We start from the raw sequence: 24,194 nt of genomic DNA on the forward strand, positions 1-24,194 counted from the left end.
ATAGAGCCCTCTTCCGGTTGATAGTCAGTCCGTCTTTTCTTTATGTGCGGGGGAGTGCGTTTTGCCTGTTCGTTCGATCTTGATGCGGGCATCGACAGTCACGGGAACCTCAGGAAAAATATCAAGCCATTTTCCTTTCATTTTTTTCCAGGCATACGGATGCTCGATGTGGACTTCCTCTCCGATGCCGAGGATATCCGACTGGAGCTCTTTTTGCACATGCGTTAACATGCTCTCGGCCTCGCTTTGAATTTGCGTCGACAACAAGCTTTCGACACGTTTCATATCATCCACTTTGCTCAGGTCCAGCTTCGAATCATTATCGATTGCCCGGACGGAGGCATGTAGCGAGACCCGAACTTCAGGAAGCTCATTCTTAATCACGGTGTGCATTTTCATACTGCTATTTAACAGTTCGACGCCTACTATCCCTCCGTATTGTTCATTCTCCGGTTCCACTTGTACAGTAAATCTCAAATGATGTGTCTCCCCTGTCCACCAGCGTAATAGTTTTAATTCATTGGATGACAGGTATCCGGATAATTGATTCTTATGATAAACCGCAGCCCGGTCAATTGTGAATGTTTCCTTATCAGTGCCTTTATGAATGACCCTTATGGCAGCGGTAACCGGTGATCTGTCCTCTGAGGACAGGGCATTTAAGAATTCGTCGATTTTGACTGGAAAGCTTAATTTGCTGGATTGAATTTTGTTGATGCCGATACTTGGAATGAGCTCAAGCTGATAAGAAGTGTTCAAAATTTCTTTGGCTGTCCCTCCGTAAGTTGTTAGCACATAGCTATTAGCGCGGGTCTCTGGGAACCTGGTGAATGTATCCACCACCCGATTGATACCATGCCTGGCGAATTGTTCTCCGAAAATGATGACGCCTCTATGTCCAAAATAAATGGCACGAGATAATTGCTGCTGCAGTTTCCCCGTCACTTCCGATGAGTTCTTCCCGCTGGCCGAGATTACAATGACTGATTTCTTGCCTTTCCCCCCGGATTGTACCGCACTGGGTATTCCCGTGGGAAGGGCGATCTGCAGGGTTATTTCGAGCTGTCCGTCATCCGTAAGATCAATTCCGCTTGCCATGACCAAAGCGAGATCGTCCATTTCATTGCGGTCCCAGCAGCCCGTTGTTAATCCGAGAATAACGAAAATAACCAGGAACCTGAATGTCCGAAGTATTCTGGTCATTTGCTCCTTTCACTCCATTCTTCGCTGTGTTTGCTGTTTACGCCTCCGCATTACTCGCCATGGGGCACGGATCAAAGTATCCGATAGTCCTGTAGGGTTAAACGGTGCAATGGGTGTCATATAGGGAACACCGAAGGATTTCAGGGTTACCAGATGGATCAAGACACAAATTAAGCCAATCCCAACTCCATACAGGCCGAAGCTTGCAGCGAGAAGCATAAGCGGAAACCGTATAATACTGATTGCCTGGCTCATGCCCGGGTTCGGGATGAGAAAGGAAGCAATACCTGTAACGGATACGACGATAATCTGGGGAGCAGAAATAATACCTGCCTGAACAGCAGCCTGTCCAATGACAAGTGCGCCCACAATGCTGATCGTCTGGCCTACTGGACGTGGAAGGCGGATTCCTGCTTCGCGCAGCGCTTCAAAGGTAATTTCCATGATCAATCCTTCCACTATTGCCGGAAATGGGACAACCTCCCGGGCCGCTGCAAGACTAAGGGCCAAGCTGGTAGGGATCATTTCCTGGTGAAAGGTCGTAACCGCAATAAATAGGGCAGGGAGCGACATCGCTAAAAAAGCGAATAGATACCTGAGCCAGCGCAGCATCGTAACGTATATGAAATTGGTATAATAGTCTTCGGCAGTCTGAAACCCAAACCAGAATGTGATCGGGAGAACGAGCACCATCGGTGAACCGTTAATCAGGACCGCAATTTTACCCTCGATCAGGGAACCTGAAACCAAATCGGGCCGCTGCGTCGCCTGCATCAGGGGAAAGGGTGAATAGGGATGGTCGTTAATCAATTCCTCGATATAACCGGATTCCAGCACACTGTCCATATCGATGCCGGATATCCGTTTTTTCACTTCTTCAACTACACTTTGTTCTGCTAGATTTTCAATATATACAATCATCACGTCAGTTTGAGAAAGCCTTCCTACACAGAGCCTCTCCGTCTTTAGCCGGGGCGTGCGGAGCCGATGACGAATGAGAGCCAGGTTGATATCAACCTTCTCGATAAAACCGTACCGCGGACCGCGAATGACTGCCTCCGTTGCCGGCTCCTCCAACTGGCGATGCAGCTTGTCTTTGAGCCCAAAGGTGAATGCCTCTGAGGAGGATTGGGCGAATAAAACGACTTCTCCCCTAACGATGCTTTGAACGATTTCATTCATATTCGTGGCGATACGGGGTTGTACGATGGAAGCCAATTTGAAATTCAGTATTTCATAGAGCTGACGGGGGTTGTCAATTGATACGGCCTCCGGCTGCATCAAAGGCCCCAAGAAACCGTCATCCCAAAGTTGAGCGTCAACTAAGACATTCAGATAAACCACCATACCCGGAATGGAGCCTAGCATATGAAGTTTGCGCACGACCAGATCGGAGCAATTGGCAAACAATTGAGTGAGGGCTGTTTCATTGTCATCCAGCTCACTGGAAATCTTCATATCAATTGTTTTATCTAATTCTTTCAGTTTGTTTCCGAAAGGATCAGCTACTCTTTTTTTCGTTCTCATATGCCCCTCCTATCAAAACTTAACCTTCCCCATCCATAATTGGATTATTCGGAATGATATACCATGAGTAAGCGGCGAAAAAAAGGGCTATTCCCTTAAGCTTTTTCCAAAGCTTTCAGAAATAGTCCCTTGCCGGGAGCTCCATTAAGGTATATTTTGCCTGTAGCTGTGCATATTACAATGCATAAAAAAATTCATACGGAGGGGAGATGAAAAAGAGTGAAAATCCTCGGAAAAGCAGCCGCCTTTTTGCTGATTATCGCTTTATCAGGAGTTGTCCTGTATTATGCCACCGCCATGGGTGGTTAGCTGAAATACTTAGTGACGATCTTCTCTGCTGTCCGGGTAGCAAGCGCCTGTGTCGTGAGTGTCGGATTCGGACCACCAATTCCGTTAAAGTGCACACTGTTGTCGGCAATGAATAATCGCCCCACCTGATAAGCTTCACAGTTCGTATCGGTGACATATCCCATCCGCATCGTGCTTTCGAGATGGAGCATGAAGCCAAAAGGTGTATCTGAACGGATAATCTTTCTGGCACCGGCCTGCTTCAGCGTTTCTGAAGCGTATCTCGCCAGTTGATCACGCTTTTTGAGCGTCTTTGCACTAGGTGTATAATGAATGACCGGTATGGGTCCGTTCTCGTCTTTGAGCAGCGGGTCGACTTCAACTCTGTTGCGGTAGAGCGTTTCATCATCCGTTAGGAGCAGCATGCTCATAGTCCGGCTATAGTTCATCATCAGTTCTTTGAGCTGAGGACCGACGACACGGCCATGAATATCCCATGGTGCTCCCGGCTCCGGCGGATTCAGAGCGTCATATCCCGCTTCACTGAACCCATAGGTCAAGAAGGACATTAGACCTGGGCTTAGACAAGAGACTTGAAATATTCCGGTTCCCGGAATATCGACCCGGGCTCCTGAAGTATGACCGACGTACGGATAGACAGCCGGCAGGCCCATAATGCTCATTAGATCCTTTTCATCAAAAACACCTGCAACCCAGTCAAAGCAGTGATTGGTTAGTCCTCTACCCACCCATTCGTTATAGGGCAGCCCTGAATTCAGCCAGAGACGCGGTGATTCGATGCAGCCGGCAGCCATGATCACCGTTCTGGCCGTTAACTCACCGGTTTCTCCCGTCCACGTATCCCGAAACTGAACGCCGACCGCCCGCAGTCCCTCTTTAGGGTCATGAGCCGTTAAGATTTTTGTCACGAAGGAGTTAGGCCGGACCGCGACATTTCCGGTTTTTAGGGCGAGTGGGATGTAGCTCACTAGGGTACTTCGTTTGGCGATTTTGTCTACCGAGGGACCGGCCGTACATCCGTTGACACAGTTTCCCTTCAGAGTGCAGCCTTCCATGTCGGATAATTGCTCGAGCCGGTAATTGGGATCCATCAGATGTTCGTTGGTCGGCAGAATGGCGTTCGGATTCGGGCGATATCCCGGAGTCGTAACATTCAGTGTCGGATTTAGCGACCAGCCTGCTTTTTTGGCACCATAGTAAAAAAGCTCTTCTTTCGGCGTGGTAGGCGCAAACTGGACGGGAAGTGTGGCTTCCGCTTTCTCATAATAGGGCATCAGCTCCCGGTAGCTAATCGGCCAAATATTATCCACTGCAGCTGGAAAAGCGCGAGGCGACTGACTCCAATAATGTTGGGTCGTCCCCCCTACACCGGACAGCTGCCAGATATCCCCTTTTTGGCGCATGACCCGGTGCCAGGGCGTACGGCGGCGGTCGGCAGGCCCAAAACGGAATACGCCAGATACTACATCGTTCATATTGTTTTCATAGGCATTAAACATCTTCTTGTATATCCCTACATCCAAATCCCTATAATCGGAGCTCCACTCTCCGCCCCGCTCGTTGTTCGGATTCGCCCATTGTTTATTTCCGTACCAGGGGCCGGCTTCCAGTACTAGTACTTTCAGGCCTGCTTCGCCAAGCTCCTTCGCTGCAACGGCGCCTCCGCCGCCGGACCCGATAACGATTACGTCGGCATCGAACATTGCATCAGTATCATACAATAGTAGATTCTCCTCCCTTACGCACGATGGTCAACAAATTGCCACGGAGTGCACGATAGCCTGGTACAACCCCTGGATAACCTACCTGCCTCCAGCTGACCGGAAAAGATTCCAGCCTGCGTTCAGTTGGTGTTTGAAGCCGGGTCGTCCCGTAGGCTGACCATTCCGAGTAATTTCCAAACATCGTTTGCCTGTTGAGAAAATCAATCATAAAGCGTAAAAAACCTCCATCGTCCCGGTAGGGAGGCGGTAAGGTTCCAAGATCGACATTCAATTGTTCCAGCATCGCAAGCACTCGAATCCGGTCATCCGGACAAAGCGAAGCGAAGGGGCTACTTCCCCATAGCAGGTGATTTGGTGCATACCTCATCTGTCCCGAGGCGGCGAACTGAACCGCTCCGGCATCGAGCAGTCTTGCGGTAGAACAGGACAGAGGTACGTTTGTTAAATAAAATCCCAGCATAAGCGACAGACTATGGTCCAGCTCCCAGATCATATACTCATGAATACACAAATCAGCGGCTCCTGCCGCTTGCACTGCCCCGCCAACGCAAAACACCGGTGAACCGGGGATGATCGCTTCAACAAGCGCCCTAAAGGTCATGAAGGTGTGGGGATCGGCAGTTGCAGAATAAATTGTAGCGGGATGCATAGTAGCTCCCCCTTTAACTCTGGTTTGGAACTCTGCAGAATAACGCATTACCTATATCTATTCGGCAGGCATTTCTTTCAGACTAATGAGGCAGTGAACGCAAAAAAAGAGGAATTCCTGTAAGCAGAAATATCTGCTTACAGGAATTCCTCTTCCCTTATCATTCACGGTTTTTCTTCCCTTCCAGCTCTTCCGAGGCTTCCATCTGCGCTCTCATTGCAGGCAATCGTAGCGGTGACTTTCGAAGACCTCCTGATTTCCTTGCCTTCCTCAGCGAACCTACGGCATATATTCCCGAAAAAAGTAGAACAAACATTACTCCGGCAGCCAGTCCGCCGCCCTGTCCAGGAATCAGCGGCATGCTTGCCAGAATAGCGAGCAGACTGACCATGGCAATCCATGAAGTATATGGATAACCGCGTAAGCCTTGCCTCTGGGTAAGCGAGCTGCCCTTCCGCTTTCGCAGCCGGTAATGGCTCGCCATAATAATGAGATAGGAGAACAGCAGCGAAAAGCCGCCGGAGCTGACCAGAAACAGGTATACCCCTTGCGGCAGCAGCATGCCAAGACCAAGACCGGCTAACATGGCTCCGCCGGAAATGAGGATCCCCCGGTAAGGGATATCGGTGCGGTCCCGCATCCAAGCCGGAGTGTGCCCTTCCTCCGCGAGTGAGCGGAGCATCCGGCCGAGGCCAAAGACGGAGGCAAGCATCGTCGAAAGAATCGCCGACACCAGAACAATGTTCATCACCGTACCCGTCCAGCCCAGGCCGTAGCGGCTCAGCGCGGTCACAAACGGGCTGATTTGTTCAGATACGGCTGCAGTAGGCAGCAAGAGGAACAAAGCCGTCATGGCCGCGATATATAGCCCTACCAGTAGCAAGAGGGTATAACGGATCGCTTTGGGGATGGTCACATCCGGGTTACCTGCTTCTGAAGCAGCGAGTCCGAGCACTTCGAAGCCGGCATAGGTGAACATGACCATCAGCATGCTTCCGGCAATACCGGCCATCCCTCCCGGCATCCAGCTTTGGCTGCGCAGAACCTGTGTGCCGACTGCCCCCGCTCCCCTTGCCCCTATCCCGATTGCGATACAGACTGCAATGAGGATAAAGGCGGCGATGGCCAGCAGCTTAAAGGCAGCCAGACCGCTCTCCAGCTTGCTGAGCCGCTCTGCCCCCAATAGATTCAGTAAAGTTACGCCGATAATGATTCCCGATCCTAACAGCCCCAAAGGCAGAAGCGGGAACCAGCTGCGCAGCAGAATAGACACCGCTGTAGCTTCACTGGACATTGCCAGCACAAGTCCTGTCCAGTATACCCAGCCTACGGTGAAGCCCGCTCCCTTACCAAAAGCTTGCTCAGTGTAGGTGCGGAATGATCCGGCAACCGGATTGGCAACCGTCATCTCCGATAATGCCGACAGAATAAAATAGACCAGAATGCCTCCGATCACATAAGACAGCAGGACAGAAGGTCCGGCTGCACGAATGGCTACCGAGGACCCGAGAAAAAATGAGCCGCCCACTACCGTTCCAAGCGCCAGCATTGTAAGCTGCCATACCGATAAACCCTTTTCCCCCTGCTTCATTAACACAGCCTCCCGGTCTTTTTAGCAAAGTATCTGCAAAACCGGGGGATTTTACCCATGAAGAGATCCATCCGGAGCTTGCAGTATTGGGGCCAGCATGGTTTATCCCGCTAAAGTTCTATGGTTGTGTCTCAATACAGCAAAACCCTCCGGATGGAGGAACACCGGAGGGTTACAATTAATATAGTTATTCAAACAGCGTTACACGGTTTCTGCCTTCCGCCTTAGATTGATAGAGCGCATTATCGCCGAGCTTGTAAATATCTTCTTCCCGAACATGCTCGACCCGGACTGCTGCAACACCAACAGATACGGTAATGATTCCAAACTGCGGGCTCATGGCATGCGGTATCTGCAAATCTTCGATGCTTCTGCGGATGCCCTCTGCATAATCACGCGACTGCTTGGGGGTGAAGCCGGAGACTATAATGCCGAATTCTTCTCCACCGAGCCGAATGGCGAAGCCATCGGCCCGTTCAGCCAGCTCATGCAGCAGTTTCCCTACTCTCCGCAGCACCGAATCACCTTCATAATGTCCATAAGTGTCATTATATTTTTTGAAATAGTCGATGTCGAGCATCAGATAGGTCAGATACTTTTGGCCTGCGGCGGCCTTTTCAACTTCCTCCACAAATACTTTATTGAAATATCTCCGGTTATAAAGTCCTGTTAATTCGTCGGTAATGGAAATCTGCTCGATTAAGCCAATATATTTGTTAAGCTCCTCGTTATTCAGCTCCAGTTCCTTCGTACGCTCTGCGACGAGCTCTTCCAGATGCTCTTTATGCCGTAATAGCTCTTCTTCCGCCTGCTTACGCAACGTGATATCTTTTACAGTCCCTTGAATTGCCGGCTTATTCATATAGTTGATCAGCGTCACTTTGTGAATCACAATAATCTCGTGCACCTGGTCTTTGTGCAGTAAGCGGGTTTCATACTCAAAGGGTGCTGACTTACTTTCCATTCTGCGGTCATAATAATGCATAACCTTTTCGCGCTCCGCCGGACTGAGGAAATTCTCAAACGGCTGCTCCAGCATCTCTTTTGCCTCATAACCCAGCATCTTGGCCAATGCTTCATTTGCATATTTACAGATATAATCTTGGGTAATAAAGATACCGTCCTGCAAATTGTTGACCAGCTCACGGTACTTTTCTTCCGAACGTTCAAGCTCCGAATACAGGCTGGCATTTTCCAGCGAGAACACCATTTCCCGCGACAGCAGATTTATGATTTTCATCCGTTCCTTGGTGAATACGCCGGTTACCAGATTATTCTCCAGATAAATGACGGCAACTGTCTTATTCTGATTAATTAGCGGCATGCAGACCACGGACTTAGGGCGGTGCCTCACAATGTAGGGATCATTCACAAACTGCGTTTCAGAGAAAGCGTCATTGTAGATCAGTGTTTCTCCGCTCTCCTCTACCTGTCTCAAAATAGCATCCGGCAGATTGTCGTAACGCCCCTGACTATACACGGAGATGGATATTTTACTTTCCCCGGGCTGATATTCACCTTCGACCAGCAATCCCGAGCCTACAGACATCCGGATGCAGCCTCGCTGCGCCCCGGCATTCTTGATGACAATCTCCATGAGTGCCTCCAGGAGGTTATCCAGCTCAATTTCCTTGGAAATCGCCTGGGAAGCCATAATCATCGAGTCCAGATCAATACTCTCGGAGTACTCCGACACGCTACGCCCGTACAGGAACTCTTTCGAATTGATCTTGCGGACGAGGTCCGGATAACGTTCATTAATGAACTCAATTTTCGCCTTTGCGCCCCAGACTGAGTAATAATAAACGGATTGTCTGAGCAGATAAGCGGCAAATTCGTTGAACTGCTTACCGTTATAAAATTTAGAAGCCAGTTCATTGGTAAGAGCCTTATATCTGACGAATTTTCCATGCTCGCTGGCCTGAATTGCCAGGTCATAATAGTATCCCGCCTCATCCTCCGTGCCGAAAATCCGTGCCCACTCGGCCTTCATCAGCATTTCATGCTGCCTGAAGGTATCTGGAGCGTGCTTGACCCATTTGCGGACCCGACCGAGCTCCTTACGCATTCTGGCCTTTGCCTTTCTCCGTTCACTGGCATGGAGCTGCGGATAACTGTAGGCCAGATTAAGGAAGGTATAAAGTGCGAATTCCTCCATAAAGGCCGAACCGGAAAGTGCGCCAATAATTGGATAAGCTTTGTCAATATACACTAAAGCTTCTTTGTAGCTTTCATAGGTAAACAGCAGCTTCATTTTATAAATATAGTAAATTGCTATTCCGGAATTATATTTCGCCAGCTCCAAATCATGCAGCATGTTCTCTTCATTAAATGACTCGTCACTGAAAGAGCTGCGGTCTTCCATTTCCCCCAGAAGATTGCGGTAATATTGCCGTACCAGCAGAGCCGTCGCCAGCGACTCTTTGTATTTGGTGTTCTCGATCATCGCAATCATCCTGCTGCTCTCCTGCAGATGCGTGACCAGATCCATCTCCGGATTCCATAAATTTACATAGAAGCAGGAATGGGCAAGATAAAGCAGATTGCCGGTCCGAAGACTGGCTTCAATCGAAGTCGTAAACCAGTCATGCAAAGTGTCCCACGGCTCTGTCCAGGCATGACTGAACAGGGTATATAAGACATGTACCGCACCTCTCCACTGCAGATCGTTGAACTTGTCATTGATCCGGATGCCCAGCCTTCCGAATTCAAAAGCCCCCTTCACATCGCCGAACCCGGACAACAGCATGGAATATCCAATAAAGGCAAGTGCCGATTCAGGAGAATTGCCGTATTTCAGGGTCAGCCCCACTTTTTTCAGCACGACTAAGCCGAACAGCGAAGTCTCCCCTGAGATAAAGGCCGGCGGGATAAAGTTGATTAGCAGCCGCATGATCAGCAGCATATCTGGATCTTCCATTTGCCGGGCCGTATAAATATCCTCAGGCGTCTTTCCCCGGAGTGCGGCTTTAATCTTCACAAGCTCGCCCAGCACGGACACCATCCCAACCCTACGAGGAATTTGGATACCCATGACCTGCAGACCCTTCCTGCCGGAAGTAATCGATTCATTCATCATTCCAAGATACATATAGTGATTGGCCTGCATCTCAAATATCTGAGCCCGGGCCCGTTTATCGGTTGTGTACTGGAGAAGTACCGCACATGCGGCATCTGCCTCCGCGATATGATGTGTTAAGTAGCCGCATTGTGCCAGCAGCCCGTAAAGCTCCGCCGCCGGAACGTCATTATTTTGCCAGACGTTGTCCGGCAGCTGCGGCAGCACCGTTTCCAGCAGCGTATAAGCTGAATCATAACCGAAGGCCGCTTTGGCTTTGTGGGCTGCCTTCAGGTTAAGTCTTATCATCTCGTTCATCTCTGCCCGGTCACTGATTAATTCCAAGCCTTTATTCATATGAGCCGCAATATCAACGATAAACTCTTCCGCTTCCGAAGGTGCCAGATTCTTCAGCATCAGCCGGCCGATGCTAAGATGCAGTTCTTTCATTGTATCTGCGTCAATCATCTGGTAGAACGCTTGCTGGATCCGGTCATGCGCAAACCGGAAAGAGACCGCCGCCTGCAGCTGAGGCTCATTATCCTTCTCGTCCAAATAACCGGAGAACAGGGCATAGCCCGAATCTGCTGGAACGATGAGTTCTTCTTCAACCGCAGCAGCAATAGCCCGGCTGACAAAGCTCTGCGGCTCTTCGCTGATCAGTTTCAGCATTCCGAAATTAAACTCATTCCCGATGGCAGCGCTCAGCATCAGAATCGAACGGACCTCTTCAGGCAAACTGTTCAGCTTCATCATCAGGAACCCGACCACATTGTCATTGACCGGCAATTTTTGAATCTGGTCCAGCTGCCAGCTCCAGATCCCCTGTCTTTCGTCAAAATGTAAAAGCCCGTTACGATATAGCTCTTTGAGCAGCTCGCTTACAAAAAACGAGTTGCCCTTTGTTCTTTTGCAGATTACTTCCGCAAGCATGTTCACCCGCTCCGGCGGACTGTAAAGAGTATCGGCAATCAGGTCCTGCACATCATGGACAGTCAGCGGTTCTAGAGCGATGATGCCTACATCCCGGCTTTTCTCAATTTTGGCAATGGAGGCAAACAGCGGGTGTCCCTCATGAATCTCATTTGCCCGATAAGAACAGACAATGAACAGTCTGCACAGGTGAGGATCAAGCATTAAGCGTTCAACAAGCTGCACACTCGAGAAGTCAGCCCACTGCAAATCATCCAGAAACAGGACCAGCGGCCGTTCATTCAAGGTTATCCCTTCAATAAATTTGGCAAAGGTCATAAAGAACCGGTTAGTTTCCTCTGCAGGATTAAGCGGCTCCATCTCACGCTGTTTACCAATCCATCCGTCCAGCTCTGGAATCAGTTTAGCAATCAGCCTTCCGTTCCCGTCCAGGGATTGCGCTAAAGATTGCCTAATCTGCTGCTTGTATTCCTTGTCCGGCGTTTCCAGCAATTGGCTGATCAAACGGCGGAAGGCCTGTATAATTGCACTGTAAGGAGTATTGCGGTTATACTGGTCAAATTTCCCTTCGGCAAATAAGCCTTTTTCCTCACTGATTGACTTATGGAGCTCATGCACCAGAGCCGTTTTGCCCATCCCGGCCTCACCGGTAACCAGCGTGAGCTGCGACTGGCCCCGGACACTATGCCGGAAAGCATGCACGAGCCTTGTCAGTTCCTGATCACGGCCGTAGATTTTTTGCGGGATCCGGAAAATATTGAGCCGGTCCTCCGCCCCGATCACAAAATCCGTATTTCCTTCCAGCACCTTCTTCAAATCGGCCTTGATCCCATAAGCGCTGCGGTATCTTTCTTCGGACGATTTTGCCATCAGCTTCATGATGATACCTGACAACCCGTCAGAAACCTTGCCGCCGGTTAACTCATGGGGCGGAATAGCCTCCTTGGCAATAATGGAATAGATCTGCTCCAGCATTTCTTGCTTTACAAAGGGTCTGCTACCGGTCATAAGCTCGTAGAGAACGACACCCAGCGAATAATAATCACTCCGGTAATCAATATTGCGGTTCATCCGGCCGGTCTGCTCGGGCGATATGTACTGAATGCTCCCCTCCAGCACCCCGCTATTCTGAAATTCCCGCTTCTCTTTGGGCAGCTTCACAGCCAGATCGAAATCGATCAGCCGCACGATGTCCTGCTCCCTGTTCCAGATGATATTAGAAGGCTTAATGTCCTTGTGAATAACATTCTGTTCATGCACCGCACCGAGTATATCCACTATCCGGATTGCCAGCTTCACAAGAGCTGCCTGATCCGGCGGATCCTCTTCCATAATCTGCTTGAGTGACCGCCCGTGGATATCCTCCATCACCATAATGTAATAGCCGTTTTTTTCTTCAAGCTTACGGGGTTTGATTACGCCTTCGATATGTTCACTGAGCTCCTTCAGCAGCCTGTATTCCTGCTTAAACCGCATAACCGCCTCAGGCCCGGTAAATTCGGATTTCAGTACTTTTAAAATTACCGTTTCCTCTGATATCGTATCTCCGCATCTGTATACCGATTTCGTATAATTGTCGGAAATGGTCTCCAGAATTAGATAGTTATCTAACGTAATCATACCCATTCCACCTTTAGCGATTGTCTCCCGTTAATTCAAAATCAGCATCAAATTTAAACACATAAGCGGCAATGAGCCAGACAATCCAGCAGTTCACGCCAAAAAAGAGATATCCGTAATAGCCCAAAATCGGCATCTCCGAGAAAATATGAATTTTATCCAGATAGGGTACAGAATATTTCCAGTAATTCGGGTTGGTGGGCAAGGAGTCATGGAACCACTCACTGCCAAAGTTCCAAAACTCCCAGAAAAATCCGTTACACAAGGTAGCCAGTGCGACCAGTATAATCCGGGACCAGTCACCGTTCCTGATCGGCGTAAAAGGAGTCCAATATCCGCAAAGCGCCATTGCAGCCGAGAGCATAGGCACAAGGGCCACCCATAGCACCCAGAACAGCAGATAAGGATAATAGCCCATACCGAAAGCCAGAAACATCCCAATGATAAAGTAAATAATCAGCAGCGTTCTGCTGACGTTTATTTTAGGACCGTTCCTGTACCGCTCTCTAAGCGTTTTGAATGTCTTCAGCAGCAGATACCACTCAACGATCGCCGGAAGAACAGTAGTATATGACAAGGAAAACCAGAACACATTGCCAAAGTTAGAGAAGACATCTTCATTCGGATAATACCAGTTCTCCATCACAAAAAAGTTAAGGTATTCAAAGGCAAACCAGCTGAAGCAGGACACAACGGCGAGCAGCTGCATTAAATGTGGTTTACGGGAAATGATGGAGTCCCCGCCTGTCCGCTTGTAGACCAGTCCGTCCAATATCAGTATAAAGGACCACCATAGCGGGACAAAGGTATAATTCTCCAGCGGGACAAATAATCTGATCCGTGCCCACATCAAAAACCAGCTAACCGCTAGAACAGGCAGGCTCCACCAGAACCACACAGGAAAAGCTGCTGTGCCCGGCTGCGGCTGCGGCTCCTGCGGAAGCTTCCTAAAACCGAATATACGCGGAATTACGAGCACCAGCGTGATGAACACGGCGACTATACAAGCAAGTGAAAAATAAAGCAGACTGAATCCGGGATCCGCTTCAACTTTTTGCGCAGGGAAAACACCATAACCGGGTGGAAGGCCGCCCCATTTAGTCAAACTGCCGAATAAAGGCAGCAGGAAAATCAAAACAAACGTTACGATTAAGAATGCTGGCTTATGTCCTGTTTTCATGAAATCCCCTTTGATAAGTAAATTAAAAGTCGAATTTTGTTGATTCCGCTATCTATTCGATACGGCTCCAGAATATTCCTGCTTATATTTTCCGGTGTTTCTGCAAAAAAGCCCCCGCTTAGGCAAATGAAATAAGCAAAATGTCCCGGAAGCCAAAAAGAGGGCTACCGGGACACATTAAAACTTCGAGCAGGGCGATCCTGTACGGGAAAATTATTCAGATTTCAAAAATTGCTCCAGCACTGCCACAATCATCTCATGGTCTTCTTCACCGGATAATCCGGAGACAGAGATCGTCCCGACCGGCCCGACATTCCGGATCAGCACCGGAAAGCATCCGCCCTCTGCCGCATATTCCATCGGATCAACGAACGCGTTGTCCTGAATAGTGGTGTTCCACGATTTATACAACACATTCATATAATAAGAGCAGTGTCCGAAATGGTTGACGACATTGATCTTGCGGGCGATCCAGCGGTCATTGTTCAGTCCTGTTTCATCCATTTTGGCATGGAACAGTATTTGCCCGTTTTTACGGATATCCACTACAATCAGTTTCCCCAGCTTGTGTGCTCTTTCCAAAATGGCATTGCCCAGCTCTATGGCCGTCTGATTTGTAAATTTTGTGAACTGGTAATCCTGCTCCTGCCGGAGAATCTGTTCCAATAACGAGCTGTAATCTTCCAAATTGCAGCACTCCCTTTGGTTATATTATGATTCATAACAAATGAATCTCCTGATACTCCAGCTTGATTAACGGCAGCCCCAGAAATGCAGCGTATGCTTCAGCAGCGGAGACGAGCTGTGCCCTGCTGTAGTCTTGCAAGGGTTCAAAAGGAATAAGCAGCAGCTCAGCGCCCTTCTTCTTAATCGTCCGTTTCCAGGTGCCGACCACTTGTCCTTCTGATACAATTACCGGCAAAAACATTCCGTTGTTGCCCGGAACGATCCGCGGTGCGAGCTCCGGCTCAAGCACGGCGCTGCGGTCTTTATAGCCAAGGATATATTCATCGAAGCCGGGAAGCAGATGGACACCGGCAGGATGTCTCCCGGCAGCGGACGGCATATCAGGCATCCAATATTCGCTGCCTCCGATCACCTCGGATGCCAGCCCAGCCCTTACCGCTTCCAGCCCCGCTCTGGCCTCCGTAACCGTTAGTCCGGCCCACCAGGCAAAATCATGCACAGTAGCAGGCCCCCGGGTGGTGAAGTAGCGCCGCGCCAGCTCCGCCAGCGATTCCTCATAGGACAATTCCCGGGATTGCGGCACCCATTCGTCCAACAGTACAAAGGTCTGCTGCTTGCCCGCTATTGGGCCAAAACAGATTAGTCCATTAAAGGCGCTATGCCAGAGAATATGATAACCGCGCTGGCCTGCAGTGCTGATTCCCTGTTCCTCAAGCAGGTTTAGCAGTTCAAGCCTGGTGAGGCATTTACCGCCCTTTAATGCATGATAGATTAGTTTCCTGCAGCGGCCTAGTATTTTGTCATCCAGTTCCAGCTGTTCCAGCCGGCGTCCGGCCTGTCTGAGCAGCCGCGGTGCACTCAGCTGAATCATCCATTTCACATCTTCCGGCGGTGCAAAATGAAGGGTTCCGCGCAGGCTCCAGGTCAGCAGAAGATGCCTGCCGGCAATTGCCTGCTCCACACCGACCAGCCCTGCGGCAGGCGTGCGCAGCCCGATGGCCCAAGCGGCCTGCATATAATCCTGCGCCTGCAACGCGCCAAGCGTCCGGACAACCTGCCCAGGCTCCAAAATTGCAGCGCTGCTAATATGCTGGTTCCTCAGCCGGAGTCCGGCAATTTCCCTGTTCATTTCGGCTCACTCCTCTGCTGATCCCTTTAGGCTGCAATAGTTACGCCAGCTATGATCTATGGTACTTTCCTCCAGTATATTGAACAAGCCTGCTGATTGTCTATCAGGAATCCGCATAGTATGATTTACAATATCTTACTTTAAGCGAGGTGCTTCACCTGCAGCAGTTTATGATCGGGCAATATGGAGGCTTTGATGAGAAGAAATATCTTAACGATTTTCGAAACGGATTTTATGGTATTGAAGCATGTTTATTTGCCTCCCGGGAGGATGCCGAGCGGTTAATCGAAGCAGCCCAGAGCAGGGGCTTTCAGATTGGCGTTCATTTTCCGTTTCGGGCCAATGCTGCAAAACTGCGCGATCCGCTGGTTCTCGCCGGTGATGACAAGGTGCGCTATGACGCTTTTCAGCATATCCGGGAGGAGCTTGAATATCTTACCGCAGTTCAGCCGGAGTACGTGCTGTTCCATTACCCGAAACCTGTAATTCTGGATGAGCGGGTGAACTGGGCGGGTTGGCGGTTCGGGGACAGCCGGGAATTTATTCATGAACTTGAAATTACAGTTGAGGAGTTGATCATACGCACGGCCCAGCTGTTCGAATGGCTTGACCGGCAGAGCCACAAGTATCAATTCATGCCGGTCCTGGAGTTCGACGCCATTAGCAGATTGATCTACGAGCATGTTTTTTTGGAGCAGCTGTTGAATCAATATCCCCGAATCAGGCTATGCCTGGATACCGCCAGACTGTTTCTGCAGGACAAGCTGGACCCCTTTTTTGACGCCAAAAAAATACTCGGCACCTACACGAAATATGCAACTTTGATCCACTTATCCAATGTCCAGATTACGGACACCGTACAGAACAGCCATTATCCGGTGCTGCCTGAATTAAGTGTTAACCATGGCTGGGCGCCGATCGAAGAGTACTTGCGGATCATCCGTACAGAGAATCCTAATATCAGAATCATGTTTGAGCACCGCTCAGATCTGATTTCCCAGGAGCAGCTGCAGCGCTGTTATACATGGGTTGACGGAATTCTGAATGGCCCCTGATCAGCCTGGTGCATTTTCCCGGTTCTCACATTCGCACAACCAGTCCTTCAAGTGAACGCAGCTTCCATTCCTGTGCTGTGGCAAATTCCGGCTGAGTATGCTCACTATTCTCCAGCTTGTATGTACGGATGCAGTAGGCCATCTCGATGCAGGCCATCACAGCGTCCCTGGCATGAAGATTGGCTTTTCCCTGGTGATCCAGCGTGGCTTTTGCTGCTTCTGCGGTAATACGAACTTCAAACCCGCTGTCTATGAGCGTCTTGAAGCTGGTATGGAGCTTGTCAAAGGCCTCCGGATCGCTGCTCTTCAATTTCAGCGCCTTCCAGCCGTAACCAGGATATACCTCGTATAGGCGCGAAGAATTCTCTTTGTAGGGCTCGAAGGGATAGACCGATGCAATCCCCTGCAAATTGTACAGCAGCTTACGCCCGCCGTAGAGCATCGCATGCATGGCTATGGGAGTCGAGGATACCGGGCTTTTGGCATCTACCGCGGTGTCCGTCTCCCGGAGATCCCGGCTGCTTTTACCGCTATGTATTTGACCAAACCGCTGTTTAAATTGTTCTCTTGTATCCTCATATGCCCCTTGAATGAACCTGTCCCAGGAAGAAGCATATTGGCTCTCTAAATAATATTTTGGAATAGAGAAGGGAAAATCCATCCCCCACGGGGCTCTGCTCGTTTGGATATAATGGTATAAATCGAGCCTGTCCTCACAGCTGTACACTTGATTAACCGTGAAGCTGCTGCCGGCCAGACTGCCGGAGGCAATGAATATCTTTCCTTCCGGGTTCTTCGCCCCGCTGAAATCGCAGCCGTAAACCGTTTGTGACTGCCCCTGCTCATTCATATAATCCCTCCTGTTTAAGAACGTTACATAATTGAATATTCTATCAAAGGAAAGAATATTTATCTTTGGACAAGGCCATGATACAATATGGAAAATCAAGTGCCTTCCTTAATTTAGCATATGAGGAGTGAAGCGTGTGTCAGTTGATGTTTATATGAATTTCAATGGGAACTGCCGCGAAGCTGTTGAGTTTTATGCAAAGGTATTTGAAACTGGAGCTCCCCAAATCATGACCTTTGGCGAAGCGCCGCCGAATCCCGATTATCCGCTGCCTGAGGAAGCCAAATCTTTGGTGATGCATTCCAGATTGAATATCGACGGCAGCAATGTGATGTTCTCTGATGTTTTTCCAGGAATGCCATTTACAGTAGGAAACAATATTAACCTTACTTTAGTCACCCGTGATGAAGCGAAGGTTAAAACCTGGTTCGATCAGCTGAAAGAAGGCGGTTCAGTTACCATGGAGCTGCAGGAGACGTTCTGGAGCAAAAGCTACGGCAGCCTGAAAGACAAATTCGGTATTGAATGGCAGATCAGCCTGGATAACGGAGAAGCCGGAATGTAAGCAGCTTAGCTTGAAAATATAATTTCGTCAAATACAGAGGATATAGCAAACTTGGCAGGGATTTGATCACTGTCCAATGAATCTATATCCTTTTTTGTGCATGGTGGTACAGATTATGTAATGCGCTTTCAGTGCGAATTGTGGTTTAATAAGTGTACACTGCTAACCAATTCCACTGTAAAGGAGACTAGTCATGGAAATATCAGCTTTCCTGCTGCCTAAAGACCAGGTCGCATTCATCACTTCCTCGATCTCTATGCTTGAGGCGATGCAGCAATTGGAAGAGCATTATTATTCGGCCATTCCAATTATTGATGATAACAATAAATATGTTGGAACCTTGGCTGAGGGAGACCTGCTATGGAAACTCAAGAATACAGAGGGGCTCAGCTTTGAGAATATGGGTGAGGTTAAAGTAAGTGACATTCAGCGCCATGTGCATAATGAGAGCGTAGAAATCAACGCCCAAATGGAGGATATGCTGACGCTCGCCGCGGACCAGAATTTCGTACCGGTCGTTGATAGCACGGGTGTCTTTCTGGGAATTATCCGCCGCAAAGATATTATTGAATATTACACACGGAATATAATGGACTAACCGCCACGATAAGAACAAGGCCCTCCCTGCAGTCAGCAGAAGGAGGGCCTTATTTGTAACTCAGCTTACAGCTCAGTCAGGATAATCGTTCCCTGAGGTGTAATTGCCAGAGTGTGCTCATACTGAGCGGAAAGACCGCCGTCAATGGTCCGGGCTGTCCACCCGTCTGCATCCACCTTTGTCCGGTAGCTTCCGGTATTCAGCATCGGCTCGATGGTGAACACCATGCCTTCTTTCAGGCGCGGACCTTTGCCTGCGGGTCCATAATGCGGCACCTCAGGCCCTTCATGCATCTCTGAACCAATGCCATGGCCGATAAAATCGCGGACCACGGAGAAGCCGTTCGATTCGGCATACACCTGAATGGCATGGGCAACATCACCAATCCGGTTACCGGCAACCGCCTGCTCAATGCCTTTGAATAAGGACTCCTTGGTGGTATCCAGCAATTTACTGGCCTGCTCGCTGATCGTCCCGACAGCATAGGACCAGGCGGAATCCGCCAGCCAGCCGTTCAGGTTGACGACCATATCGATCGTTACAATATCTCCGTCTTTCAGCGGCTCTTTTTTGGGGAAGCCATGGCAAATTACATCATTCACAGAAGCACAGGTAGCATAGGGATACCCGTGGTATCCTTTTTGCTCCGGCGTCGCCCCTTGAGACAGGATGAACTTTTCAGCGAACTCGTCAATTTCCCACGTTGTGATTCCGGGCTGTATCATTCCGGCAATCTGCCGGTGGCATTCGGCAAGAATTTTACCGGCCGCGCGCATCTTTTCAATCTCTTCCATCGTTTTCATGATGATCATTTCATTCGCCTCTTCTGTACAGAACACATTACACACTATAATGGCTCTTGAATATGTTTTTTGGTACTCCTCTATATTATGTAAGAAAACTGCCGGAAATCCAAATTCATTCTGTGTTTATTATCAATTTTCCCGGTTTTGCATAAAATAAGACAGTGCAGGGATGTAAGGAGGGATTTCAGAATTTCATGACCAGGAAGAAGAAACACCGCCCCAGAAACTCCGGAATAACCGTTCGGCTGCATCCTAAAACCCGAATACTTCTCGCTAAAACGGTAGTACGAGCGCTCCGAAAGATGAATATCCCGCAGCCTGAAGCCCGCAGGGAACTTCCGTCGATTTCAGGATTCGTTGATCATAAACAAATACGGATTCTGATGGTATCCTCCCTGACCGGAGAATCCATGTGGCAGGTGGAACAAATGATTGCCGAGCAGTTCCGGCTGCTGGCGAAAGAACTGGTTTCCATCAAAGCTTTTCAGAGCTTCTCTTCAGCGCTTGTCCAGCTTAACCCCGATCTGCTGCTGGTTGTAGGGAATGAAGAGTCTTTCTCCGGTACGGATCTGGAGATCATCCGCAAGGCTCCTTTGAAGAAAGCGATCTGGCTCTCCGATGGATCGTTTACCAGTGAATCCACAGCCCGGCTGGCTGCATTATTCGATTACGTCTTTACCCAGAACACCCTTCATATTCCCTTTTATCAGCATTCCGGCTGCAAAAATGTCCGCTACCTCCCTTTTGCCGCCGACCGCAGCCTGTTCTCTCCGAGATCCGTGAATGCGGAGTACAAATCCTATTTACTTCTGCTTGGTGACGCCAGGGGAGCTGGTAAAGAATACGCGGAGAAGATAAAGCACTTGTTCACTATAAAAAAAGTAGCCGCAGCCGGTATAGGCTGGGAGGAGTATCCGGGACTAAAGGTGCTGGCACCTGATACTGAGCTGCAGGATTACTATAACGGTGCGGAACTTGTCATCCATTGGGGCGGTCCGGCCGCTAAGTTCTTTGATATCGCTGCCTGCGGGGTTTTTCAGCTGGCTGAAGGCCATCCTAATATTTATGAATATATGAACCCCGGTGAGGATATTGTCATCTTTCATACTGCCGATGAACTGCTGGAGAAACTGCACTATTATTCCAGTCATGCGGACGCCAAAAGAGCGATAGCCAGCCGTGCCTTATGGAAGAGCACGTATGATTACTCTTTTCTGCAAATGGCTTCCAAGCTCCTTCATACCATATTTAACTATTCATAATGCATTCCTGGGCAAGATTATCTGGCCTAAGAACTTCGCCGTGCAGGAGGTATGTAAGTTGAAGCTCATCGCTTTTTTATTGCCGCAATTTCACCGCATTCCCGAGAATGACCAGTGGTGGGGTGAAGGCTTTACGGAATGGACGAATACTAAAAAGGCGGTCCCGCTTTATCCCGGCCACCTGCAGCCCAAGGAGCCGTTTGAGCAGTATTACTATGATTTGACGGATAGGGCAGCGAGGAACTGGCAGGCAGAGGTAGCGAAAGCCTTTGGTATTTACGGGTTCTGTTACTATCACTACTGGTTCAAGGGTAAACCTCTGCTCGAACGTCCATTCAATCAGGTCTTAACCTCGGGTGAGCCGCAGTTTCCGTTCTGCCTGTCCTGGGCCAACGAATCCTGGACGCGTAAATGGGATGGCGGAGACAACGAACTTCTGATCAGACAGGAATACGGCGACGAAGAGGACTGGGAACTTCATTTTTACGAGCTATTAAAGGCATTTCGTGATGAGCGGTATATCAGGATCGATAACAAGCCTGTGTTTATCATCTATAGACCGGGGAAAATCCCCCGGTGTGATGAAATGCTTAACCTGTGGAACCGGCTGGCAGTCAAGAATGGCCTGGACGGCATTTTTTTTGTCAGAACATTGGGAGGATTCGAAATTCCCAGCCAAAACGGGTTTGATGCGAGCGTTGAGTTTGAACCGCATTATACCTTTGCCCACGGTGACACACAGCGTCTCTGGCATTACATGGATCTCGGCGGTAAAGAACATCTTGTATTTGATTATGATCAGGCATGGCTGTCGATCCTCAACCGCTCCCACCACAGAAACGGTGAAAAAATATTCCCAGGAGCCTACGTCAACTGGGATAATACACCTCGTCTCGGTGAACGGGGACAGAGCGCTATAGGAGCCTCTCCGCGCAAGTTCGGCTGGTACCTCACCAAGCAGATTGGGCGGGCGAAATCCCTCTATCAAAGCGATTTTCTGTTTATCAACGCCTGGAACGAATGGGCAGAAGGCGCCTTTCTTGAGCCTGACCGCCGGTATCAGTTCCGCTATCTGGAGGAGGTCAAGAAGGCACTGGAGCAGGCAGGAGCTTTCCCTGCCGTGGATTCTTAAACTTAGTCAAGCCAGCTGAATGGCAAGACTGGGTGTGCCGCTGCTGACATCTATGAACAGCACATAATCAAGTCCATCTGTGCCTTTTAACATAAGCCCCGGCTGGGACACTGCACCAGTAGCATAGAATCTTACCTGCTGCAGGCTTGCGCCTCCGGCCGGCAGAACCGGCTGATTGCTGGACCCTACACGATAGTTGGACCAGAGACTGCCTCCGGCATCTACATCGGCCCCTGTTACAAGACTATTAACGATAGTCTGATTGCCGTTAACCTGTAAATCGCCCTGTATCGTTTCACTGCCGTTTACGTTCAGGTGCTGTTGTACCGTCTCGTTTCCGTTAACTTGAAGGTCCTGCTGTATCGTTTGGTTGCCAGTAACCAGTACATTGTCAAAGGTTGGCAAGGCTATCATCCCTTTCAATTGTGTTGCTATATTATATGTATCTTCTGGAAGATGGCTATAGTACAACCATCCAAGTTTACATTTATGGGATAGGAAAAGACATACCAAAGAACCCGTCCTCGTGGGAGAACAGGTTCTTTGTGGTTGCATGATTAATTGTGGAAATTCAGGCCTGAGGTAACAGCTTCTACGTATCCGCTGCGGATTACAAAATCCCCAAAATGCTCCCCGGTTCTGCGTTCCTTGGCATATCGTTGAATGATCGGCTCCAGCGTCTCCAGTATTTCCTGTTCACCGATATTCTCCTTATACAGCTTATTCAGCCGGTCGCCGGAAAAGCCGGCACCCAGATACATATTGTATTTGCCCGGGGCTTTGCCGATGAAGGAGATTTCACCGAGGGCCGGTCGTGCACAGCCATTCGGGCAGCCGGTCATCCGGATGACAATCTCCTCATCCCGCAGGCCTGCCTTGTCGATGATCAGCTCCAGCTTATCCAGCAGGACTGGAAGATACCGCTCTGCCTCTGCCATCGCAAGGCCGCAGGTCGGCAGGGCCACACAGGACATCGCACTGCGCCGCAGAGCAGAATGATGCGCTCCGTCCGTTAGGCCATATTGCTGAGCAAGCTCAGCAATCCTGCGTTTCTTGGCACTGCTCACGCCACCGATGATCAGGTTCTGGTTCGGCGTAAGCCGGAAATCTCCGGTGTGAATCTTCGCAATCTCACGGAGCCCGGTCATCAGCGGATAACCTTCCTGATCCTGAATCCGGCCGCTCTGGATATAGAGTGTCAGATTCCATTTGCCGTCGTACCCTTTCACCCAGCCGTAACGGTCTCCGTTATGGTCGAAATGATACGCGCGTGCTGCTTCAAGCTCCCAGCCCAGCCGGTGATGCAGCTCGCCTCTGAACCAGTCCAGCCCGTGACGGTCAATTGTATATTTGAAGCGGGCATTCTTGCGGACCGAGCGGTTGCCGTAGTCTCTCTGGATGGTTACGGTCTTCTCAGCTACATCAATCATCTGCTCCGGACGTACAAAGCCGATTACCCGTCCAAGCTGCGGATAAGTACTCGTATCGCCATGTGTCATGCCCATGCCTCCACCTACGGAGACGTTGAAGCCGGCCAGCTTGCCGTCTTCCAGAATGGCGATGAAGCCCAGGTCCTGGGAGAATACATCGACATCGTTAGATGGCGGCACCGCCAGAGCAATCTTGAACTTGCGGGGCAGGTAGACCGGTCCATAGATTGGCTCGACCTCTACGTCTGCCTTGCTGTCCACAACCTTCTCTCCATCCAGCCAGATTTCGTGGTAAGCCGGCGTCCGCGGGGCCAGGTGATCGCTAATTTTGCGGGCCCACTCATAGACCTCCGCATGAACCTCCGACTGATACGGATTAGGTCCGCTCATTACGTTACGGTTGACATCCCCGCAAGCTGCGAGTGTAGTCATGAGTGTATCGTTAATGGTCTTGATCGTTTTTTTAAGATTCCATTTCAGTACCCCGTGCATCTGAAAAGCCTGTCTTGTCGTCAGGCGAAGCGTGCCGTTTCCGTATTTATGGGCAAGCTCATCCATTACCAGCCATTGTGCAGCCGTCGCCACTCCGCCAGGAGCTACTACACGAAGCATAAACTGATATGCCGGCTCCAGCTTGGAACGTTCGCGTTCGCTGCGCAGATCCCGGTCATCCTGCATGTAGCTGCCATGGAATTTCAGCAGACGGTTGTCATCCTCCGGCAGTCCGCCTGTAATCGGATTGCGCAGAGTCGCTTCCAGCGCACCGCGCAGGTAGTTGCTCTCCAGCTTAATATGTTCAACATCGCTTGGCGGCCCGCCGATCGGCTTCACCGCTGATTCATTATTTGCCACGATTGATCGTCTCCTTCCGCTTCCATCCGCTGCC

The 24,194-nt window shown here is 49.8% G+C and carries 18 protein-coding genes; 5 read left to right on the plus strand and 13 right to left on the minus strand.

What is annotated here, in order from left to right; translation table 11 throughout:
- Nucleotides 1–24: 24 nt before the first annotated feature.
- From L6H70_RS07145 to L6H70_RS07185, 9 genes are all read right to left on the minus strand, one after another.
- Complete coding sequence (locus L6H70_RS07145; RefSeq protein WP_236331370.1) at nt 25–1,203, minus strand: Ger(x)C family spore germination protein; 1,179 nt, start codon at nt 1,201–1,203, stop codon at nt 25–27.
- Between the two features lie 9 nt (nt 1,204–1,212).
- A complete protein-coding gene (locus L6H70_RS07150; RefSeq protein WP_236331372.1) occupies nt 1,213–2,730 on the minus strand; it encodes a spore germination protein in 1,518 nt (505 codons plus the stop codon).
- Between the two features lie 305 nt (nt 2,731–3,035).
- Nucleotides 3,036–4,742 (minus strand): GMC family oxidoreductase N-terminal domain-containing protein, encoded by a 1,707-nt coding sequence (locus L6H70_RS07155; RefSeq protein WP_236333184.1) that lies wholly within the window; start codon nt 4,740–4,742, stop codon nt 3,036–3,038.
- A 10-nt stretch (nt 4,743–4,752) separates the two neighbouring features.
- On the minus strand, nt 4,753–5,412 hold the full coding sequence (locus L6H70_RS07160; RefSeq protein ID WP_236331374.1) for a hypothetical protein: 660 nt from the start codon (nt 5,410–5,412) through the stop codon (nt 4,753–4,755).
- A 160-nt stretch (nt 5,413–5,572) separates the two neighbouring features.
- Complete coding sequence (locus L6H70_RS07165) at nt 5,573–7,003, minus strand: amino acid permease (protein ID WP_236331375.1); 1,431 nt, start codon at nt 7,001–7,003, stop codon at nt 5,573–5,575.
- Between the two features lie 187 nt (nt 7,004–7,190).
- Nucleotides 7,191–12,614, minus strand: a complete 5,424-nt coding sequence (locus tag L6H70_RS07170; RefSeq protein ID WP_236331378.1) for a diguanylate cyclase — start codon at nt 12,612–12,614, stop codon at nt 7,191–7,193.
- A 13-nt stretch (nt 12,615–12,627) separates the two neighbouring features.
- Complete coding sequence (locus L6H70_RS07175) at nt 12,628–13,794, minus strand: small-conductance mechanosensitive channel (protein ID WP_236331380.1); 1,167 nt, start codon at nt 13,792–13,794, stop codon at nt 12,628–12,630.
- Between the two features lie 213 nt (nt 13,795–14,007).
- Nucleotides 14,008–14,481 (minus strand): heme-degrading domain-containing protein, encoded by a 474-nt coding sequence (locus tag L6H70_RS07180; RefSeq protein WP_236331382.1) that lies wholly within the window; start codon nt 14,479–14,481, stop codon nt 14,008–14,010.
- Between the two features lie 31 nt (nt 14,482–14,512).
- Nucleotides 14,513–15,610, minus strand: a complete 1,098-nt coding sequence (locus L6H70_RS07185) for a winged helix DNA-binding domain-containing protein (RefSeq protein WP_236331384.1) — start codon at nt 15,608–15,610, stop codon at nt 14,513–14,515.
- 170 nt (nt 15,611–15,780) lie between these two features.
- Here L6H70_RS07185 and L6H70_RS07190 point away from each other — a divergent pair, with 170 nt between their 5' ends.
- Entirely contained in the window at nt 15,781–16,665 is an 885-nt protein-coding gene (locus L6H70_RS07190) for a sugar phosphate isomerase/epimerase (RefSeq protein ID WP_236331386.1), read from the plus strand.
- A gap of 25 nt (nt 16,666–16,690) precedes the next feature.
- Here the strand turns inward: L6H70_RS07190 and L6H70_RS07195 are convergent, their stop codons facing one another.
- Nucleotides 16,691–17,515 carry a hypothetical protein gene (locus L6H70_RS07195; protein ID WP_236331387.1) on the minus strand — a complete coding sequence of 275 codons (825 nt, stop codon included), beginning with the start codon at nt 17,513–17,515 and terminating at the stop codon, nt 16,691–16,693.
- A 136-nt stretch (nt 17,516–17,651) separates the two neighbouring features.
- Here L6H70_RS07195 and L6H70_RS07200 point away from each other — a divergent pair, with 136 nt between their 5' ends.
- Nucleotides 17,652–18,080, plus strand: coding sequence for a VOC family protein (locus tag L6H70_RS07200; protein WP_236331389.1), 429 nt, complete (start codon nt 17,652–17,654; stop codon nt 18,078–18,080).
- 193 nt (nt 18,081–18,273) lie between these two features.
- Nucleotides 18,274–18,678: a CBS domain-containing protein gene (locus L6H70_RS07205; RefSeq protein ID WP_236331391.1), complete on the plus strand. Its 405-nt coding sequence runs from the start codon at nt 18,274–18,276 to the stop codon at nt 18,676–18,678.
- A gap of 65 nt (nt 18,679–18,743) precedes the next feature.
- On the opposite strand, the gene map is transcribed toward L6H70_RS07205, so the two are convergent.
- A complete protein-coding gene (map, locus tag L6H70_RS07210; protein WP_236331393.1) occupies nt 18,744–19,490 on the minus strand; it encodes a type I methionyl aminopeptidase in 747 nt (248 codons plus the stop codon).
- 296 nt (nt 19,491–19,786) lie between these two features.
- Between map and L6H70_RS07215 the strand changes: the two genes are divergently transcribed.
- Together L6H70_RS07215 and L6H70_RS07220 are read left to right on the plus strand one after the other, a co-directional pair.
- Nucleotides 19,787–20,746 carry a glycosyltransferase family protein gene (locus L6H70_RS07215; RefSeq protein WP_236331395.1) on the plus strand — a complete coding sequence of 320 codons (960 nt, stop codon included), beginning with the start codon at nt 19,787–19,789 and terminating at the stop codon, nt 20,744–20,746.
- A gap of 58 nt (nt 20,747–20,804) precedes the next feature.
- Entirely contained in the window at nt 20,805–21,878 is a 1,074-nt protein-coding gene (locus tag L6H70_RS07220) for a glycosyltransferase WbsX family protein (RefSeq protein ID WP_236331397.1), read from the plus strand.
- Between the two features lie 6 nt (nt 21,879–21,884).
- On the opposite strand, the gene L6H70_RS07225 is transcribed toward L6H70_RS07220, so the two are convergent.
- Together L6H70_RS07225 and cysI are read right to left on the minus strand one after the other, a co-directional pair.
- Nucleotides 21,885–22,292: a hypothetical protein gene (locus tag L6H70_RS07225; RefSeq protein ID WP_236333186.1), complete on the minus strand. Its 408-nt coding sequence runs from the start codon at nt 22,290–22,292 to the stop codon at nt 21,885–21,887.
- Between the two features lie 143 nt (nt 22,293–22,435).
- Complete coding sequence (cysI, locus tag L6H70_RS07230; protein WP_236331399.1) at nt 22,436–24,160, minus strand: assimilatory sulfite reductase (NADPH) hemoprotein subunit; 1,725 nt, start codon at nt 24,158–24,160, stop codon at nt 22,436–22,438.
- Between the last annotated feature and the right edge of the window lie 34 nt (nt 24,161–24,194).

The organism is Paenibacillus auburnensis (genome assembly GCF_927798115.1).
GTDB classification, from domain to species: domain Bacteria; phylum Bacillota; class Bacilli; order Paenibacillales; family Paenibacillaceae; genus Paenibacillus_AQ; species Paenibacillus_AQ auburnensis.

Bases quoted from the DNA above. Each gene is read 5' to 3' on its own strand.
- L6H70_RS07145 (WP_236331370.1), bottom strand. From the start codon at position 1,203: ATGACCAGAATACTTCGGACATTCAGGTTCCTGGTTATTTTCGTTATT.
- L6H70_RS07150 (WP_236331372.1), bottom strand. From the start codon at position 2,730: ATGAGAACGAAAAAAAGAGTAGCTGATCCTTTCGGAAACAAACTGAAA.
- L6H70_RS07155 (WP_236333184.1), bottom strand. From the start codon at position 4,742: ATGTTCGATGCCGACGTAATCGTTATCGGGTCCGGCGGCGGAGGCGCC.
- L6H70_RS07160 (WP_236331374.1), bottom strand. From the start codon at position 5,412: ATGCATCCCGCTACAATTTATTCTGCAACTGCCGATCCCCACACCTTC.
- L6H70_RS07165 (WP_236331375.1), bottom strand. From the start codon at position 7,003: ATGAAGCAGGGGGAAAAGGGTTTATCGGTATGGCAGCTTACAATGCTG.
- L6H70_RS07170 (WP_236331378.1), bottom strand. From the start codon at position 12,614: ATGATTACGTTAGATAACTATCTAATTCTGGAGACCATTTCCGACAAT.
- L6H70_RS07175 (WP_236331380.1), bottom strand. From the start codon at position 13,794: ATGAAAACAGGACATAAGCCAGCATTCTTAATCGTAACGTTTGTTTTG.
- L6H70_RS07185 (WP_236331384.1), bottom strand. From the start codon at position 15,610: ATGAACAGGGAAATTGCCGGACTCCGGCTGAGGAACCAGCATATTAGC.
- L6H70_RS07190 (WP_236331386.1), top strand. From the start codon at position 15,781: ATGATCGGGCAATATGGAGGCTTTGATGAGAAGAAATATCTTAACGAT.
- L6H70_RS07195 (WP_236331387.1), bottom strand. From the start codon at position 17,515: ATGAATGAGCAGGGGCAGTCACAAACGGTTTACGGCTGCGATTTCAGC.
- L6H70_RS07205 (WP_236331391.1), top strand. From the start codon at position 18,274: ATGGAAATATCAGCTTTCCTGCTGCCTAAAGACCAGGTCGCATTCATC.
- map (WP_236331393.1), bottom strand. From the start codon at position 19,490: ATGATCATCATGAAAACGATGGAAGAGATTGAAAAGATGCGCGCGGCC.
- L6H70_RS07215 (WP_236331395.1), top strand. From the start codon at position 19,787: ATGAATATCCCGCAGCCTGAAGCCCGCAGGGAACTTCCGTCGATTTCA.
- L6H70_RS07225 (WP_236333186.1), bottom strand. From the start codon at position 22,292: ATGATAGCCTTGCCAACCTTTGACAATGTACTGGTTACTGGCAACCAA.